This window comes from Paraburkholderia flava, assembly GCF_004359985.1.
Classification (GTDB): domain Bacteria; phylum Pseudomonadota; class Gammaproteobacteria; order Burkholderiales; family Burkholderiaceae; genus Paraburkholderia; species Paraburkholderia flava.
The window spans coordinates 2,431,617-2,449,675 of sequence record NZ_SMRO01000002.1 but is presented as its reverse complement, the minus strand read 5'-3'; the positions used below and the strand labels follow the sequence as shown (position 1 = coordinate 2,449,675).

Below are 18,059 nucleotides of genomic sequence, written 5' to 3'. Positions count from 1 at the left end.
TGCGAATCCGGTTTACATCAGTCCGGCGCCGGCGCAGACATCGGCACCGGATGCCGCGCCGCGAGTTCCTGGTAGTGCTCGGGATGCGTATGCGTCGTGAGACGGTCGATCCATGCCATCACGAGTGCCGACAGGAGGAACGCGACGTGAATCAGCACCTGCCACATCACCGCGTGCGTCGTATGTTGATCGGGGTTGATGAAGGTCTTCAGCAGATGAATCGACGAGATGCTGATCAGCGCCATCGCGAGCTTCACTTTCAGCACGCCGGCGTTCACGTGATCGAGCCATTCGGGTTCGTCGGGATGCCCTTCGAGGCCGAGCCGCGACACGAAGGTCTCATAGCCACCGATGGTCACCATGATCAGCAGATTCGAGATCATCACCACGTCGATCAGACCGAGCACGACGAGCATGATGCTGGTTTCGTCGAGCGTCATCGCGGAGCTGACCAGATGCCAGACTTCCTTCAGGAACAGCACGACGTACACGCCCTGCGCGAGGATCAGGCCGAGATAGAGCGGCACCTGGAGCCAGCGGCTCATGAAGATCAACGCAGGCAGCGGACCCATCGGACGACGGTTCTGGCGAGGAGACGAAGAGTTCGCAGCGGACATAGGCGGTGGCAATAGTAGGAGCAGGACAGCGGCGGGCCGCGGCGGACAGGTTTGCGGGTTCGCGTGCGCGTTGCATCAGACCGGCCGAGGCAGCTCGCACCCGAAGGCGGACTGCGGGGAAACTCGGCCGGGCGGCACAAGGCGAACCGGGCGCGATATTGTACAGCGTCGAAGAAGCGGATCGCCTTGGGGCCGGCGGCGTGCGGGACTGCGGTTTGCGGATGGCGGGATCGAAGTTTGCGCGGCTGGTCACGAATCCATCGAAGGGGCGTGTGATGCCTTCGTACCCGTGAACGCAATCTCGGGACCGCGCATGCAAGCACACACAGCACATGCTGAGCGGACCTCGATCATTGCCGGGAATATCATCGCGACGCAGCCCTTGACCCGTATCACGAGCGCGATGAGAACTGGCGACCGACTGGTTCAGGCTGGAATCGGGACGTCGAGTTCAGTTAACATTGTGAAAGTGGCCATGCAGTGGGGTAAACGCTTGGCGCATGCCGATGCAGTGCCGTCGTCGAGGCGATACGATGCAGGCAAAGGCGCAAGTGCATGCCCAACGAGCGGCAAGTAAGTGGCCGGTAAGTTGCACCGCTTATCGTAGCGGGCATCGGCGAACGGGCTTCGCTGCATGCGTCAGGCGAACGCCTGTGCGGTTTGCCGCCGCCAGCGCGCTGCGCATGGTGCGACGCGGTAACGCACACAGCGCACGCAGCGCGGATTCCGCGCGAGGGCAGGAGACAGGCCGCGATGCCAGGCAACACACTCGCGGCGCAACGATAGACGATACGGCGCGTCACAGACGCGCCGGCACAGATTGACGGTTTCATCTTCACCAAGGGGTAGTCGATGTCTGCGATTGAATCTGTACTTCACGAACGCCGCGTGTTTCCGCCGTCTGCCGCCGCTACGGCGCAGGCGACGGTGTCCGGCATGGACGCGTACCGGGCGCTCGTCGCCGAAGCGGAACGCGATTACGAAGGCTTCTGGGCGCGCCTCGCGCGCGAAACGCTGAGCTGGAAGAAGCCGTTCGCGAAGGTGCTCGACGAATCGAAAGCGCCGTTCTACACGTGGTTCGAAGACGGCGAACTGAACGCGTCGTACAACAGCCTCGATCGACACATCGAAGCGGGTAACGGCGAACGCGTCGCGGTGATTTTCGAAGCCGACGACGGCACCGTCACCCGCGTCACGTACCAGGACCTGCTGCAACGCGTAAGCCGTTTTGCAAACGCGCTGAAGGCACGCGGCGTGAAGAAGGGCGACCGCGTCGTGATCTACATGCCGATGTCCGTCGAAGGCGTGGTCGCGATGCAGGCGTGCGCGCGGATCGGCGCGACGCATTCGGTGGTGTTCGGCGGCTTCTCGTCGAAGTCGCTGAACGAACGGCTCGTCGACGTCGGCGCCGTGGCGCTGATCACGTCCGACGAACAGATGCGCGGCGGCAAGGCGTTGCCGCTGAAAAACATCGCCGACGAAGCGCTCGCGATGGGCGGCTGCGAAGCGGTGAAGAGCGTGATCGTCTATCGCCGCACGGGCGGCAAGGTCGCGTGGCACGAAGGCCGCGACCTGTGGATGCACGAACTCGTCGCGAACGAATCGGACCAATGCGAACCCGAGTGGGTCGGCGCCGAGCATCCGCTGTTCATCCTGTACACGTCAGGTTCGACAGGCAAGCCGAAGGGCGTCCAGCACAGCACCGGCGGCTACCTGCTGTGGACTGCGCAGACGATGAAGTGGACCTTCGACTGGAAACCTGACGACGTGTTCTGGTGTACCGCCGACATCGGCTGGATCACGGGACACAGCTACATCGCGTACGGTCCGCTGTCGCTCGGCGCGACCCAGGTGATGTTCGAAGGCGTGCCGACTTACCCGAACGCGGGCCGCTTCTGGGACATGATCGCGAAGCACAAGGTTACGCTGTTCTACACCGCGCCGACCGCGATCCGCTCGCTGATCAAAGCCGCGGAAGCGGATGCAAAAGTACATCCGAAGAGTTACGACCTGAGTTCGCTGCGCGTGATCGGCACGGTGGGCGAGCCGATCAATCCGGAGGCGTGGGTGTGGTACCACGAGAACGTCGGCGGCGGTCGTTGCCCGATCGTCGACACGTGGTGGCAAACCGAAACGGGCGGCCACATGATCACGCCGCTGCCGGGCGCGACGCCGCTCGTGCCGGGTTCATGCACGCTGCCGCTACCGGGCATCATGGCGGCGGTCGTCGACGAAACCGGCCAGGACGTACCGAACGGACAGGGCGGCATTCTCGTGATCAAACGACCATGGCCGGCGATGTTGCGCACCGTGTGGGGCGACCCTGAGCGTTTCAAGAAGAGCTACTTCCCGGAAGAGCTTGGCGGCCGTCTGTATCTTGCCGGCGACGGCAGCGTGCGCGACAAGGAGACGGGTTACTTCACGATCATGGGTCGCATCGACGATGTGCTGAACGTGTCGGGTCACCGGCTCGGCACGATGGAGATCGAGTCGGCGCTGGTATCGAATCCGATCGTCGCGGAAGCGGCGGTGGTCGGTCGGCCCGACGACACGACTGGCGAGGCGGTGGTTGCGTTCGTGGTGTTGAAGCGGTCGCGTCCGGAGGGTGACGAGGCGGTGAAGATCGCGAGCGAACTGCGTGCGTGGGTGGCGAAGGAGATCGGACCGATCGCGAAGCCGAAGGACATCCGGTTTGGGGACAATCTGCCGAAGACGCGTTCAGGAAAGATTATGAGGCGCTTGCTGCGCTCGCTTGCCAAGGGCGAGGCGATTACGCAGGATGTATCTACGTTGGAGAATCCGGCGATTCTTGATCAGCTTGGAGAAACGCTCTGATTTTGTTTTGCTTTGTTTTGCCCTGGCAGGGGGCTACGGTTTTGCGCCTCGCGGCGCGGGCGTTGCCCCTGTGCGGGGCGGCACCTACTTTCTTTGCCGCGGCAAAGAAAGTAGGCAAAGAAAGCCGCTCGAAACGTTACCTTGTCCTTTCCGTGTGTTGCCTCGGTGGCACTCGCCTAAGTGGGCACCACGCTCACCCTGCATAGTGGTCCGAGACGAGACCTGCCCTCGCACCGCGTGCCTTGGTGACAAGGCAGTCATCCGTTCCGGCGGGCTTCGCCGCCGAAGGGCATAACCCCCTTCGCTCGATCTGATCGCCCGGTACGTGCCGCCAAGCGTAGCCATATCTTTCCCGGCGTGGTCACTCATCCACGCGCAACGCGATCGCGTTTTGCCTGCGCCTTCAATCTTCCCGATGGTTTCCCACGCAGACCGATCCGCGCGCACACCAGTGCGTCGCGGGATGTGCGGGCCCCTTGTCACTCCGCGTCGCGATGCGGGGGCCGGTCTCGTCTCGGACCACCAGACTAGGTGAACGTGGTGCCCACTTAGGCGAGTGCCACCGAGGCAGCACACGGAAAAGACCTGCTAACGTATCGGCGGCTTTCTTTTGCCTACTTTTCTTTGCCGCGGCAAAGAAAAGTAGGTGCTGCCCCGCACAGGGGCAACGCCTGCGCCGCGAGGCGCGAATAAGCACCGCCACGCGGAAGGACAGAAAAGAAAAGCACACGCAGGGAAAGGCAACGCCTGCGCCGCCAGGCAAAACCAAAACCAAAACCAAAACCAAAAACAAAAGTCCCGATTGCCTCGGCAGGCACTTTTTGCTAAACAGTCGCATGGCCGCCCCACACCAACAGAACCCCCTTCCCGAGCCCCCACCCGTATCGGCATCGATGGCCCGCGCCCATCGCCATTACTGGCGTTTCAACCTCGCCCTGATCGCGACACTGATGACGATCGGCTTCGTCGTGTCCTTCGTCGTGCCGCTTGCCGCGCGCGATCTCACGCACGTCCGCTTCGCCGGATTCCGTCTGCCGTTCTACATGGGCGCGCAAGGCGCGATCCTCGTGTACCTCGCGCTGATCGTCGTGTACATCGTGCTGATGCAACGCGCCGACCGCGTGCTGCAAACGGCGCGCGATGCCGACAACGCCACGCGCGTCAACTGATCGATGAAGCTCGCGCACCGGCTCGTCCGCTCCTACGCGATCTACACGCTCGGCTTCCTCTTCTTCATCTACGTGCTATGGCGCATCGAGGTCGCGAACGGCGCCGGCATGTGGATCGGCTACGTGTTCCTGTTCGTGCCGATCGCCGTATATGCAGTGATCGGACTGCTGTCGCGTACCTCCGATCTCGTCGAGTACTACGTCGCCGGGCGGCGCGTGCCGTCCGCGTTCAACGGCATGGCGACGGCCGCGGACTGGCTGTCGGCGGCATCGTTCATCGGTCTCGCGGGCTCGCTGTACGCGACCGGCTACGACGGCCTCGCGTACATGATGGGCTGGACCGGCGGCTACTGTCTCGTCGCGTTCCTGCTCGCGCCGTACGTGCGCAAGCTCGCGCGCTACACGATTCCCGATTTTCTCGGCACGCGCTTCTCGAGCAACCTGGTCCGCGCGCTCGCGGCGCTGGCGGCGATCCTCTGTTCGTTCGTCTATCTGGTCGCGCAGATTCAGGGCGTCGGGCTGATCGCGACGCGCTTCATCGGCGTCGATTTCGCGATCGGTATCTTCTGCGGACTCGCGGGCATTCTCGTGTGCTCGTTTCTCGGCGGCATGCGCGCGGTGACGTGGACGCAGGTCGCGCAGTACATCATCCTGATCTCGGCGATCCTGATCCCGGTGTCGATGATCGCGCACAAGGACGGGCTCGGCTGGGTGCCGCAGGTCAGCTACGGCCGGCTGATGGAACGCGTAGAAGCACTCGAGCAGCAGGTGCGCACGTCGGTCCCCGAGCAGGCTGTCCGCGACGCATATCGCAAGCAGGCGCAGCAGGTTCAGCAGCAGCTCGACGCGTTGCCGCAGTCGTTCGTCGACAAGCGCGGACAGCTGGTGCATGAGATCGCCGATCTGCGTCGCCGCAACGGACCGCTGCGCGAGATCAACGGCCACGAGCGCGAACTCGACGCGTTTCCGAAAGATGCCGCCGCCGCGCGTGTCGTCTGGACGCAGCGGCGCGACGAACTGCTCGCGCGCGCATCGGCGCCGGTGCCGATGTCGGAACCGTTTCCCGCGCAAAGCGAAGAAGACCGGCGCGTGCACATGCGCAATTTCCTGTCGCTGCTGCTGTGTCTGTCGCTCGGCACCGCGAGCCTGCCGCACATTCTCACGCGCTACAACACGACGACGTCGGTGGCGTCCGCGCGTCGGTCGGTCGGCTGGACGCTGTTCTTCGTCGCGCTGTTCTATCTGACGGTGCCGGTGCTCGCGGTGCTGATCAAGTACGAGATCCTGTCGAATCTCGTCGGGCATCGCTTTGCCGATCTGCCGCAATGGGTGACGCAGTGGCGGCGTGTCGAGCCTTACCTGCTCAGTATCACCGACGTGAATTTCGACGGCATCGTCCGCTGGAGCGAGATCCAGATGCAGCCCGACATGGTCGTGCTCGCGGCACCGGAAATCGCCGGGCTGCCGTACGTGATGTCGGGGCTGATCGCAGCGGGCGCGCTGGCTGCCGCGCTGTCGACTGCAGATGGATTACTGCTGACGATCGCGAACGCGCTGTCGCATGACGTCTACTACCACATGGTCGATCCGGCCGCGTCGAGCCAGCGGCGCGTGACGATCTCGAAGATCCTGCTGCTTGGCGTTGCGCTGTTCGCGTCGTACGTCGCGTCGCTGAATACGGGGAACATTTTGTTCCTCGTCGGCGCGGCGTTTTCGCTGGCGGCGTCGAGTCTTTTCCCGGTGCTCGTGCTCGGCGTGTTCTGGAAACGCACGACGCGGCTCGGCGCGGTCGCCGGCATGCTGGCGGGGCTGATCGTGTGCATCTACTACATCGTGTCGACGTATCCGTTCTTCACGCAGATGACAGGCTTCGCCGGCGCACGGTGGTTCGGCATCGAGCCGATCAGCTCGGGCGTGTTCGGGGTGCCGGCGGGTTTTGTGGTCGCGGTCGTGGTGAGTCTCGTCGATCGCAAGCCCGATGCCTATACGCGGGCGCTGGTCGACTATATCCGGCATCCGTAGCGGGCTATGCAGGGATGGCGTAGACGTAGCGTGAGCGGTTTTGCGTGTGACAAGCTGCGCGCCATACATCGGCTGAGCGAAGCCGGAGGCGTGTCGTACGCCCGGCGATCCTCACGGAGCAGCATCACGTGCGATAACGCGACTCTGGATCGGCGGAACGAAATCGGGGGAGTGTGGTGCGTGCCCAGCGATCTGCACCGGGCAGCATGACGAGCGATAAAGCGATGCCGGATCAGTTACCGCGCGCTACCGCGCATTCGACAATGAAACAACGCGACGGCGGGTCGAACCCGCCGTCGCGCTACATCGTGTTGCTTACCAGCCCGGTTGCTGCTCGTAACCGTACTGTCCCGTCGGCGCGCCGCACGGGACGTACGCGCGCTGGTAGTGGTCGTAGCAGTATCCCGGGGGCGGGCCCGCATACGCCGGTGCCTGTTGATACGCCGGTTCAGCGTAGGCGGGCTGCGCGTACACCGGCTGTGCATAAGCCGGCTGCGCGTAGACCGGCTGCGCATACGCGGGTGCTGCATAGACCGGCGCGGGGTTCAATGCGGCACTGACGACGGCGCCGAGCACCGCGCCACCGATCAGCGCACCGACGATGTCACCGCCGCGCCCGTGAGCGGAAGCTTGCCCTGCAGCCGTGAGGCTGCCCACCATCAGTACTGCCGCTGCGATCTTTCTCATTTTGCTTCTCCTTGTCCCGATTCATCGGGACCACGGAATGCATTGTGGGCGGCAGTCGCTGAAATAGATGCAGCAAGTGGTAACGGACCATTACGGCGGTTACGAATGCGCTCGAGGGCCGGGGAGAGGGCGTCGCGCGCTAGACGCACACTACACGCGCGCCATTACCAGCGACTGATGCGCGGCAAATCCGGCCATCGCGCCGGCTGCGCTGGCGAACGTCGCGCTCGCCATCGGACTCGATGCATCGCCGGGCGCATAGACGCCTTCGACGCTGGTCTGCTTGAACCCGTCCACCTTGATGAAGTCGCCGAACGGCCCCGGTTCGAGTTCGCAACCGAGCTGTTCCGCGAGCGGGCTCGATTGATGGATCTTCGGTGCGACGAACAGCGCGTCGATGCGGACGGTGCGTCCGTCCGCGAGTCTGACGGCTTCGAGTGCGGGCGTCGTGCCGAGCAATTCGACGATGGGCTCGCGTTCGAGCTTCGTGCCGCGCGCCGCGAACTGCGCGGCCTGCTCGGTGTCGGGTTCGAAGAGGCCTTGCGTGAAGTAGGTCGTCGGGCCCCAGTCCGGCACGAGAATCCCGTGATGCGCCGACATCGCGTGCGTGGCGAGTACACCCAGTTGCCGGTCGCCGAACTCGTAGCCGTGGCAGTACGGACACGCGAATACCGTCGCGCCCCAGCGCGTGTCGATGCCTGGCAGCGCGGGCAGTTCGTCGGTGACGCCGGTCGCGAGAATCAGCTTTGCCGCCGACGCCGTGCGGCCGTCCGCCAGCGCGACCTCGAACCATCCGTGCTGTCGTTGCGCCCGTTCCGCGCGGCCTTCGACGATCTCGACGCTCGGGTACGCGGCGAGCTGCGCGCGCGCTTCGTCGATGATCTGCCGAGGCGGCTTGCCGTCGTGCCCGAGCAGACCGTGCGAATGCGCGGCAAAGCGGTTGCGCGGCTGCCCCGCATCGACGAGCAATACGTTGCGCCGTGCCCGCGCAAGCTGCAACGCGGCGGCGAGTCCCGCAAAACTGCCGCCGACGACGATCGCTTCGTAGAAAGTCTGCATCCTGTCCTCTCCCGTATCAGGTTGGCTGCATCATGTAACTTCATGAGTTTCATGATAGCGGGCGGACTCGTATCATGCAACTTATAATGTTTCTTGAGAGGCAGGGCACCCCGTACTGAAGAACCGGAGACGGGAGATTGACGGCCGCTATTCCGGATCAGGAACGGTCAGGATTCCGGTAAAGTCGTGTTTAGATGCCCGGCCGGCCTCGTCGTGAACAACGAAGCAACCTTGTCCCCAACCTCCGGAGATCACTCCTGTATGGCCGCGCCCGCCCCAGTCGATTCTTCTACAAGCCCATGACTCAACAAGACGGAACGCCGCGACCCGCCAGCATTCTGGTAGCGTCGCCCATCTACAACGACCAGTGCTACGGCTCGTACACGCATTCGCTGCTGCAATTGCAGGCTGCGCTGTATCAACGCGGTATCGGCTTCGAGTACGCGTGGACCAAAAGCTCAAGTCTCATCACGATTGCCCGCAACCTGTTGAGCGACTGGTTCCTCAAGCGCACTCAGTGCACGCACCTGCTGTTCATCGATGCCGACATGATATTTCGCAGCAGCGACGTGCTGGCGATGCTCGACGCCGATCTCGATGTGATCGCCGCGATGTGTCCTCGCAAGGAAATCAACTGGCCGAACGTTGCGTCGACGGCGCGTCGCTATCCGGAGATGCCGCCGCACGAGTTGGCCAGGGTGGCTGGTTCGTACGGCACCTATCAGCTCAGGCATCCGGAACAGGGATTCAATGTCGAGCGGCCGGTGCAGGTCGACGGGATCGGCACGGGCATCATGCTGATCAAGAGGGAGGTGTTTCTGGCGATGGCCGATGCTTATCCGGATGCAGTGATGACCTCACCGGATCGAGCCGGCGGTGGCGAAACCATCCATACGTTCTTCGATCTAGGCAAGAACGAGCGCGGCGAAATGCTGTCGGAAGACCTGATGTTCTGCAAGCGCTGGCGCGATATCGGCGGCGCTGTCTACGGCGCGCCGTGGTTCGAAGTCGGCCACATCGGCAGCTACGAGTTTCGCGGCAGTCTGTCGGATATCGCGGCGGTGCAGGGGATCGGTTAGCGGTATGCCGGCATCGAAATTTTCCGACATGAAGAACATCGTGGGTCAGACCGATGAGAAGCGATAACCGCCTGTCCCGCATGCTGCACGTGCTGATCCACATGGACCGGCACGATGCGCCGATGACGTCCGAGAAGATTGCCGGGATGCTGTGCACGCATGCGGTCGTCGTGCGCCGGATGCTCGGCGGCCTGCGTGACAACGGCTATGTGCAATCCGACAAGGGACACGGCGGCGGCTGGGTGCTGACGGTGTCGCTCGATGAGTTGACGCTGCTCGACGTCTATCGTGCGCTCGGCGAGCCGCCGGTTTTCGCGCTCGGCATGACCGACGACGAAGCGCAATGCCTCGTCGAGCAGGCGGTGAACGCGCGGATCGCGCAGACGCTGAAGAACGCGGAAGCGTTGTTGCTCGAACAGTTCGGCGACGTCACGGTAGGGGATATCGCGCGGGACTTCGAAGACCGCTTCGCGAAAAAAACGCGCGGCGCAAAAGGCACGCCGCTCGCGCCGCACAAGCCGCATCACAAGTAGCGGGCCTCACGCGGCAGCAGTGCCGTTACTGCGCAGCCGCCGCGTTCGCGACCGGCTTCGTTGCGGATTGAGTAGCCGGTTTGCCCGGATCCCGCCCATCATGCAGATCCCCCATCGACCACCCGCCCCCCAGATCCCCAATCAACGAAGCCGCATCGATCAACCGCTGCTCCTGCACACCGAGCGCCGTCTGCTGATTGCTCAATTGCGTCGCCTGCGCGGTCGCGACCGTCGTGTAGTCGACGGTGCCGGCCTGGTATTCGTCGAGCGTGATCTGCGCGCCGCGCGTCGCATCGGTGACGGCTGCGGTCAGCACGTCGGCCTGCTGCGCGAGGATGCGCAGCCCGGCTAGATCGTTCTCCACGTTCTCGAACGCAGTCAGCACGGTGCCGCGATAATTCGCGACCGCCGCGTCGTAGCGGGCCTTCGCTGCCGCGACGTTGCCGCTGCGCTCGCCGCCGTCGAACAGCGTCTGCGTTGCGCTGCCGCCGAGCGACCAGATGTAGTTCGACGCACGCAGCAACCCCGCGAGCGGCGACTGCGTGAAGCCGATCGCGCCCGACAGCGAGACCGTCGGGTAGTACGCCGATATCGCGACGCCGATCGCCGCGTTCTGCGCAGCCATCTGACGTTCGGCAGTCGCGATGTCGGGGCGACGTTCGAGCAGCGTCGACGGCACGCCGACCGGAATCGACGGCAACGCGGGCATCGCGGTGCTGTGCGGGATGTCGAGCGCTTCGGGGTTCTTGCCGACCAGCACCGCGATCGCATGCGCGTACTGCGCGCGCGATACGCCGAGCGCGATCAGGCTGGACTGCGCGCTTTCGAGCTGCGTGCGCGCGGTAATCAGGTTCGACGGCGCGACAGTGCCGGCGCGGTCCTGGTTGGTGACGACGTCGAGCGCATGCTGATACGCGGCGACGGTTTGCGTCAGCAGATCGATGTTCGCATCGGTCGTGCGCAGATCGATCACGGTGGTGGCGAGCGTGATCTGTTCGGACAGCGTCGCGTTCGCGAGCGTCGCTTCGCTGGCCTGCGCGGTCGCCGCGTTTTCCTCGATCGTGCGGCGCACCTGGCCCCACAGATCAGGCGCCCAGCTGGCGTTACCTTCGAGCGAGCCCGAGTTGTTGATCGTCGCGCCGCGCGACAGACCGGCACCGTTCGTGCCGCTCGAGAACGAACCGCCGTTCGTGCGCTGCCGCGTCCCTGAGCCGGTCACGCCGAGCGTCGGAAAGAGTCCGCTGCGCGCAACCTTGACCTCGGCGAGCGCTTCCTGGTAATTCGCGTAGTCCTGACGCACGGTCTGGTTCGACACCGACACCTGCGGCTCGAGTTCGTCGAGCAGCGGATCGTGGAACGCAGTCCACCATGCGCCCTTCGGACCTTCGGCGGCCGGCTCGGCCTGAGTCCAGCCGGGTAGCTCGGTGTACGTCGCCGGCACCGCGACCTGCGGCCGCTGGTAGTCGGGGCCGACCATGCAGCCGCCGAGCATCAGCGTCAGCGCGGCGGCGAGGGGAGTGCAGGAGTATTTCATCGTCATGCCTTCGTGTCCTATGGTCCGCGCGATTCGCTCGAGGGTCCCGGCGCTCCCGACTGCGCCGACGCTCCAGACGCTCCCGAGCTACCCACCCACGGCAGCCGCGCCGACGCCCTGACGAGCCGCGAACGCAGACGGTCGAGATACAGATAGATCACCGGCGTCGTGTACAGCGTGAACAGCTGGCTCACGATCAGCCCGCCCATCACCGTGACGCCCAGCGGCTGACGCAGCGACGCGCCCTGGCCGATGCCGATCGCGAGCGGCACCGCGCCGAGCACGGCAGCGGCGGTCGTCATCATGATCGGCCGTAGCCGCACGACGGCCGCGTCGTGGATCGCCTCGCGCGCGTTCTTGCCTTCGCTGCGCTGCAAATGGATCGCGACGTCGACCATCATGATCCCGTTCTTCTTGACGATGCCGATCAGCAGGATGATGCCGATCAGCGCGATCACCGAGAACGGCGTGCCGAACACGAGCAGCGCGAGCGTGGCGCCGATGCCCGCCGACGGCAGCGTCGACAGGATCGTCAGCGGGTGAATGGAGCTTTCGTACAGCACGCCGAGCACGATATAGACGACGCCGAGCGCGGCGAGGATCAGCAGCGGGATCGTACCGATCGACTGCGCGTACGCCTGCGCCGCACCGGCGAACGCGCCGTGAATCGTCGCCGGCATGCCGATGTCGCGCATCGCCTGGTCGATTACGACCGCCGCGTTGCTGAGCGAGCCGCCCTGCGGCAGGTTGAACGAGATCGTCGCGGCGACGAGCCCGCTCTGATGGTTGACCTGGGTCGCCGTGTGGTTGTTGACGTAGGTCGCGAACGCCGGCAACGGCACCATCGTTTCGGCCGCCGTGCTGTCCGCGCTGCCGCTCGAACTGCCGCCCTTGCTGTTCGAGATGCTGTTGTTGGCCTGGTTGGCCTCCGCGTCCGCGTTCAGCGAGCTGGTGTTCGCCGCCGCGCCCGCCGCCGCGCTGATCGCGCTCGGCGCCGTCACGCCGCTGACGGTGCCGCCCGGCATCCGCGTCTGCGCGGTGCCGAGTGCGTTGCCCGCTGCCTTGCTGAAGAAAATATTGTCCAGCGACTGCGGGTACTGCCAGTACTGCGGCGCCACTTCCATCACGACGAAGTACTGGTTCAACGGGTTGTAGATCGTCGACACGGTGCGCTGGCCGAACGCGTCGTACAGCACGTTGTCGACCTGGTTCGGTGCGAAGCTGTAGCGCGCCGCCGTGCCGCGATTGATGTTCACGTAAGTCTGCAGGCCGTTCTGCTGCAGATCGGAGTTCACGTCGAGCAACTGGCCGTGCTGCTTGTTGAGCTCGGTGACGAGCTTCGGCGTCCACTTGAACAGCGCGTCGGAATCGTCGCTCGTCAGCGTGTACTGATACTCGGCGGCCGACTGTCTACCGCCGATGCGCAGATCCTGCTGCGCCTGGATAAAGAGCCGCGCGCCGGACACCTGGTTGAGCTTCGGCCGCAGACGGTTCACGACGTCGGTTGCGCTCGCGTGCCGCTGCGCGAGCGGCTTCAGTTCGATGAACACGTTCGCGGTATTCAGCGCGCGGCCGCCGGTGAAACCCGCCACCGACGCGACCGCCGGGTCTTTCTGCACGATCGACTGCAACTGCGCGAGCTTCTGCTTCATCGCCGGGAACGAGATGCTTTGATCCGCGATGATCTGGCCGACCAGGATGCCGGTATCCTGCTCGGGGAAGAACGTCGCGGGCACGAGCTTGAACAGGAACACGTTCGCGACCAGCAGCCCGATCAGCGTCAGGATCACCAGCAGCGAGTGGTCGAGTACGGCGGTCAGCGAGCGCGAATAGGCCTGCTTGAAGCGTTCGAACTGCGCGTCGACCCACGTGGCCCAGCGCGCGCTGGAGTGACCCGCGCGCTCGCGGCTCAGCACGTACGCGCACATTGCGGGCGTGACGGTCAGCGAAATGACGAGCGAGATCAGGATCGCGATGGATAGCGTGACCGCGAATTCATGGAACAGCAGCCCGACGATGCCGGGCATCAGCAGGATCGGCAGGAACACGGCGATCAGCGACAGGCTCATCGAGATCACCGTGAAGCCCACTTCGGCACTGCCCTGGAACGCGGCCTCGCGCGGACTCATGCCGGCCTCGAGATGGCGCGTAATATTTTCGAGCACGACGACCGCATCGTCGACGACGAAGCCGGTGCCGATCGTCAGCGCCATCAGCGACAGGTTGTCGATGCTGTAGCCGAGCAGGTACATCGGCCCGAACGTGCCGACGATCGACAGCGGCAGCGCGACGGCCGGCACCAGCGTCGCGCGCGGCGACTGCAGGAAGATGAACACGACGCCGACCACCAGCAGCACCGCGATGAACAGCGTGCGCTCGGTGTCAGACACCGACGAGCGGACCGATTCGGAACGGTCGATCGCGACGTTCACGTGCACGCTGCTCGGCAGCGTCGCCTCGATGGTCGGCAGCACGTTGCGGATCTGCGCGACGGTGCTGACGACGTTGCTGCCCGGCATCGGGTAGACGATCACGAGCACGGCCGACTTGCCGTTGAAGAGCCCCGCGTTGCGGATGTTTTCGTTCGAGTCCTCGACGTCGGCGACGTCGGCGAGCGTCACCGGTGCGCCATTGCGGTACGCGATCACGACGTCGCGGTAGGGCGCCGCTTTCGTGATCTGGTCGTTCGAGCGCACGATGAAGCGCTGGTCGCCCTGGTCGAGGTGGCCTTTCGCACTGTCGGCGTTCGCCGCGCCGATCGCCGCGCGCACGTCTTCGAGACCGATGCCGTAGCTGTTCAGTTTGCCCGGCTGCAATTCGACGCGCACCGACGGCAATGCGCCGCCGCCGAGCGTGATCTGCCCGACGCCATTCACCTGCGACAGCTGCTGCTGGATCACCGAATCGGCCGAGTCGTACAGCTGCGCTTTCGTCAGCGTGTCGGACGTCAGCGCGAGCACCATGATCGGCGCGTCGGCAGGGTTGTACTGGCGATAGGTCGGATTCGCGCGCAGCGTGGTCGGCAGGTCTGCGCGCGCGGCCTGCAGCGCCGCTTCGACGTCGCGTGCGGCGCCGTTGATGTCGCGCTTCAGACCGAACACGATGACGATCCGCGACGATCCCACGTTGCTGATCGACGTCAGCTCGCTCACGTCGGCGATCGTCGCGAGCCGTCGCTCGAGCGGCTCCGCGACCGTCGACGCCATGATGTCCGGGCTTGCTCCCGCCATGTTCGCTTGCACGACGATCACCGGGTACGCGACGTTCGGCAGCGGCGCGACCGGCAGCCGGAAGTACGCGAGCGCGCCGGAGATCAGGATCGCGATCGCCAGCAGCGTCGTCGCGACCGGGCGCCGGATGAAGAGCGCCGAAATGTTCACGATGTCTGCTCGCCGGAATCTGCGGGGCGTGCGCGGCGTTCGCTACGTTCGCGCCGTCGACGGTTCACGCGCTGCGCGAGGCGGTCGAAGAACAGATAGATCACCGGCGTCGTGAACAGCGTCAGCACCTGGCTTAACGTCAGCCCGCCGATGATCGCGAGCCCGAGCGGGCGGCGCAGTTCCGAACCCGTGCCGGTGCCGAGCAGCATCGGCAGTGCGCCGAGCATCGCGGCGAGCGTCGTCATCAGGATCGGCCGGAAGCGCAGCAGCGACGCTTCGAAAATTGCTTCGCGCGGCGACTTTCCCTGACCGCGTTCCGCTTCGAGCGCGAAGTCGACCATCATGATCGCGTTCTTCTTCACGATGCCGATCAGCAGCACGATCCCGATGATGCCGATCACGTCGAGATCGCTGCCGGCGATCATCAGCGCGAGCAGCGCGCCGATGCCCGCCGACGGCAGCGTAGAGAGGATCGTCACCGGATGGATGAAGCTTTCGTACAGCACGCCGAGCACGATGTACACGGCGACGAGTGCGGCAACCAGCAGATAGACCTCGCTCGACAGCGAATCCTCGAATGCCTGCGCGGCGCCCTGGAACGACGACGTGATCGACGGCGGCAGATTCACCGCTTTCTCGGCCGTGCGAATGCGATCGACGGCGGTGCTCAGCGACGCGTCCTTCGCGAGATTGAACGAGATCGTGACGGCCGGGAACTGCGCGAGGTGGCTGATCACGAGCGGCGACTTCTGGATCCTGATCTTCGCGATGCCGGCGAGCGGCACCTGGCCGCTGCTGCTCGTCTGGCTCGGCAGATACAGGTTGCCGAGCGACTGCACGGTCGGCACCGATTCCGGCTTCGCGACGAGAATCACGCGGTACTGGTCGGACTGCTGGAAGATCGTCGACACGATGCGCTGGCCGAGCGCGTCGTACAGCGCGTTGTCGATCGTTGCGGCCGTGATCCCGTAGCGTGCAGCGAGCTGCCGGTTCACGTCGACGTACACGCTCAGGCCGTTCGTGTTCAGGTCGCTCGTCACGTCGGTGATCGACGGAATCTGCTTCATCTTGTCGATCAGCGCCGGCACGTACTGATCGAACGCCTGCTGGTTCGGCCCGCGCAGCACGAACTTGTACTGGTTCGGCGACACGGTCGTATCGAGCGTCAGATCCTGTTCGGGCTGCATGTACAGCTTGATGCCCGGCACGTCGGCGACTTCGTCCTGCAACCGTCGCGCGATTTCCTGTGCGGAGAGCGAGCGCTTGTCGCGGTCGCGCAGGTTGATCAGGAAGCGGCCGTTGTTCAGCGTCGTGTTGATCCCGTCGATGCCGACGTAAGAGGTCAACGACGTCACGTCGGGGTCTTTCAGGATCGCGTCGGCGAGCGCCGATTGCCGCGCGACCATCGCCTTGTACGACACCGAATTGTCGGCGACGCTGATGCCCTGGATCACGCCGACGTCCTGCACCGGGAACAGTCCCTTCGGAATCACGACATACAGCACGAGCGTCAACGCGACCGTGCCGAGCGCGACGAACAGCGTCAGCAGCTGATGGTCGAGCACCCAGCGCAGCCCGCGTTCGTAGGCGGCGAGCGTCTTGTCGAACAGCCGCTCGCTGATCCGCTCGAAGCGGCTCGGATGCCGATCCGATTCCGCGCGCAGCATCCGGGCGCACAGCATCGGCACGACGGTCAGCGACACGACGGCCGATATCACGATCGTCACCGCCAGCGTCACCGCGAATTCGCTGAACAGCCGGCCGATCACACCGCCCATGAACAGCAGCGGAATCAGCACCGCGATCAGCGAGATCGTCAGCGACAGAATCGTGAAGCCGATCTGCCCGGCGCCTTCGATCGCGGCTTCGAGCGGCGTCTTGCCTTCCTCGAGATAGCGGACGACGTTCTCGATCATCACGATCGAATCGTCGACGACGAAGCCCGTCGCGATGATCAACGCCATCAGCGAGAGGTTGTCGATCGAGTAGTTCAGTTGATACATCACCGCGAGCGTGCCGATCAGCGACACCGGCACCGACACGCTCGGAATAATCGTCGCGGGCACGTTGCGCAGGAACACGAAAATCACCAGCACGACGAGGATGATCGCGAGCACGAGTTCGAACGCGGCATCCGACACCGACGAGCGGATCACGCCGGTGCTGTCCGACACGATCGTGACCTTCATGCCGGCCGGCAACGTCGATTCGAGTTGCGGCAGTTCCTTCTTGATCTGGTCGACGGTCGCGATCACGTTCGCGCCCGGCTGACGCTGCACGTTCAGCACGATCGCGGGCGTCCCGTTGTACCAGGCGCCGCGCTCGACATCCTGTGCGGCCGACGTCACGCGCGCGACGTCGCGCATGTAGACGGGCGCGCCGTTCTGATACGCGATGACGGTGTTGAGATAATCCTTCGGATCGGAGATCTGATCGTTGCCGTTGATCGTGTAGTCGAGATCGGGGCCGTCGAAATTGCCCTTCGGCTGGCTCACGTTGACGTAACTCAACAGCGTGCGCAGATCGTCGATATTCAGACCATATGCGGCGAGTTTCTGCGGATCGGCTTCGACGCGGATCGCGGGCACGTTGCCGCCGGCTGTGGTGACGACACCGACGCCTGGCACTTCGGATATCTTCGTACCGAGCCGGTTGTTCGCGGTGTCTTCGAGCTGCGTCAGCGACATCGACTTCGATGTCACCGCGAGTGTCAGGATCGGCTGGTCGGCGGGATTGACCTTCGCGTACGTCGGCGGAGCGGGCAGGCCACTCGGCAGAAAACTGTTCGCCGCGTTGATCGCCTGCTGGACGTTCTGCTGCGCAACGTCGAGGTTCAGCGACAGGTCGAACTGCAGCGTGATCACCGATGCGCCGTCGGAACTGTACGACGTCATCTGCTGCAGACCGGGGATTTCGCCGAGCTGCACTTCGAGCGGCGCGGTGACGGTGGTCGCCATCACGTCCGGGCTTGCGCCCGGATAGAAGGTCTGCACCTGGATCGTCGGATAGTCGACGTTCGGCAGCGACGAAACCGGCAGCACGCGCACTGCGACGAGACCGACCAGCACGAGCGCGACCATCAGCAGCAGCGTCGCCACCGGGCGGAGAATGAACAGACGGGAGATATTCATCGGCGCATCGGGG

11 protein-coding genes are annotated in these 18,059 nt (G+C 64.5%); 5 read left to right on the top strand and 6 right to left on the bottom strand.

Annotated features, from left to right (window positions below):
• Positions 1-17: 17 nt before the first annotated feature.
• Positions 18-617 (bottom strand): TIGR00645 family protein, encoded by a 600-nt coding sequence (locus E1748_RS22265; RefSeq protein ID WP_133649296.1) that lies wholly within the window; start codon positions 615-617, stop codon positions 18-20.
• 852 nt (positions 618-1,469) lie between these two features.
• Here E1748_RS22265 and acs point away from each other — a divergent pair.
• The 3 genes from acs to E1748_RS22250 all read left to right on the top strand — a co-directional run bounded on the left by acs (position 1,470) and on the right by E1748_RS22250 (position 6,643).
• A complete protein-coding gene (acs, locus tag E1748_RS22260; protein WP_133649295.1) occupies positions 1,470-3,452 on the top strand; it encodes an acetate--CoA ligase in 1,983 nt (660 codons plus the stop codon).
• Between the two features lie 836 nt (positions 3,453-4,288).
• Complete coding sequence (locus tag E1748_RS22255) at positions 4,289-4,621, top strand: DUF4212 domain-containing protein (RefSeq protein WP_133649294.1); 333 nt, start codon at positions 4,289-4,291, stop codon at positions 4,619-4,621.
• Positions 4,622-4,624: 3 nt separating this feature from the next.
• On the top strand, positions 4,625-6,643 hold the full coding sequence (locus E1748_RS22250) for a sodium:solute symporter family protein (protein WP_133649293.1): 2,019 nt from the start codon (positions 4,625-4,627) through the stop codon (positions 6,641-6,643).
• A 315-nt stretch (positions 6,644-6,958) separates the two neighbouring features.
• On the opposite strand, the gene E1748_RS22245 is transcribed toward E1748_RS22250, so the two are convergent.
• The gene (locus E1748_RS22245) at positions 6,959-7,330 is read right to left on the bottom strand and encodes an ecotin precursor (protein WP_133649292.1); all 372 of its coding nucleotides are present in this window, start codon (positions 7,328-7,330) and stop codon (positions 6,959-6,961) included.
• Between the two features lie 150 nt (positions 7,331-7,480).
• Positions 7,481-8,389, bottom strand: a complete 909-nt coding sequence (locus E1748_RS22240) for an NAD(P)/FAD-dependent oxidoreductase (RefSeq protein ID WP_133649291.1) — start codon at positions 8,387-8,389, stop codon at positions 7,481-7,483.
• 299 nt (positions 8,390-8,688) lie between these two features.
• Between E1748_RS22240 and E1748_RS22235 the strand changes: the two genes are divergently transcribed.
• Entirely contained in the window at positions 8,689-9,468 is a 780-nt protein-coding gene (locus E1748_RS22235; RefSeq protein ID WP_133649290.1) for a hypothetical protein, read from the top strand.
• A 53-nt stretch (positions 9,469-9,521) separates the two neighbouring features.
• Complete coding sequence (locus tag E1748_RS22230; protein WP_133649289.1) at positions 9,522-10,001, top strand: RrF2 family transcriptional regulator; 480 nt, start codon at positions 9,522-9,524, stop codon at positions 9,999-10,001.
• 25 nt (positions 10,002-10,026) lie between these two features.
• Here E1748_RS22230 and E1748_RS22225 read toward each other — a convergent pair whose 3' ends face one another.
• Genes E1748_RS22225 through E1748_RS22215 form a run of 3 tightly spaced genes read right to left on the bottom strand, consistent with a single transcriptional unit; the run spans position 10,027 to position 18,046 of the window.
• Entirely contained in the window at positions 10,027-11,535 is a 1,509-nt protein-coding gene (locus E1748_RS22225; protein WP_133649288.1) for an efflux transporter outer membrane subunit, read from the bottom strand.
• Positions 11,536-11,552: 17 nt separating this feature from the next.
• Positions 11,553-14,915: an efflux RND transporter permease subunit gene (locus tag E1748_RS22220; RefSeq protein ID WP_133649287.1), complete on the bottom strand. Its 3,363-nt coding sequence runs from the start codon at positions 14,913-14,915 to the stop codon at positions 11,553-11,555.
• On the bottom strand, positions 14,912-18,046 hold the full coding sequence (locus E1748_RS22215) for an efflux RND transporter permease subunit (RefSeq protein WP_133649286.1): 3,135 nt from the start codon (positions 18,044-18,046) through the stop codon (positions 14,912-14,914). The genes E1748_RS22220 and E1748_RS22215 overlap by 4 nt, the downstream gene beginning before the upstream one ends.
• Positions 18,047-18,059: the final 13 nt, after the last annotated feature.

What these genes read in the sequence shown, in the direction of transcription:
- E1748_RS22265 (WP_133649296.1), bottom strand. Translation starts at nt 617, where the DNA reads ATGTCCGCTGCGAACTCTTCGTCTCCTCGCCAGAACCGTCGTCCGATG.
- acs (WP_133649295.1), top strand. Translation starts at nt 1,470, where the DNA reads ATGTCTGCGATTGAATCTGTACTTCACGAACGCCGCGTGTTTCCGCCG.
- E1748_RS22255 (WP_133649294.1), top strand. Translation starts at nt 4,289, where the DNA reads ATGGCCGCCCCACACCAACAGAACCCCCTTCCCGAGCCCCCACCCGTA.
- E1748_RS22250 (WP_133649293.1), top strand. Translation starts at nt 4,625, where the DNA reads ATGAAGCTCGCGCACCGGCTCGTCCGCTCCTACGCGATCTACACGCTC.
- E1748_RS22245 (WP_133649292.1), bottom strand. Translation starts at nt 7,330, where the DNA reads ATGAGAAAGATCGCAGCGGCAGTACTGATGGTGGGCAGCCTCACGGCT.
- E1748_RS22240 (WP_133649291.1), bottom strand. Translation starts at nt 8,389, where the DNA reads ATGCAGACTTTCTACGAAGCGATCGTCGTCGGCGGCAGTTTTGCGGGA.
- E1748_RS22235 (WP_133649290.1), top strand. Translation starts at nt 8,689, where the DNA reads ATGACTCAACAAGACGGAACGCCGCGACCCGCCAGCATTCTGGTAGCG.
- E1748_RS22230 (WP_133649289.1), top strand. Translation starts at nt 9,522, where the DNA reads ATGAGAAGCGATAACCGCCTGTCCCGCATGCTGCACGTGCTGATCCAC.
- E1748_RS22225 (WP_133649288.1), bottom strand. Translation starts at nt 11,535, where the DNA reads ATGAAATACTCCTGCACTCCCCTCGCCGCCGCGCTGACGCTGATGCTC.
- E1748_RS22215 (WP_133649286.1), bottom strand. Translation starts at nt 18,046, where the DNA reads ATGAATATCTCCCGTCTGTTCATTCTCCGCCCGGTGGCGACGCTGCTG.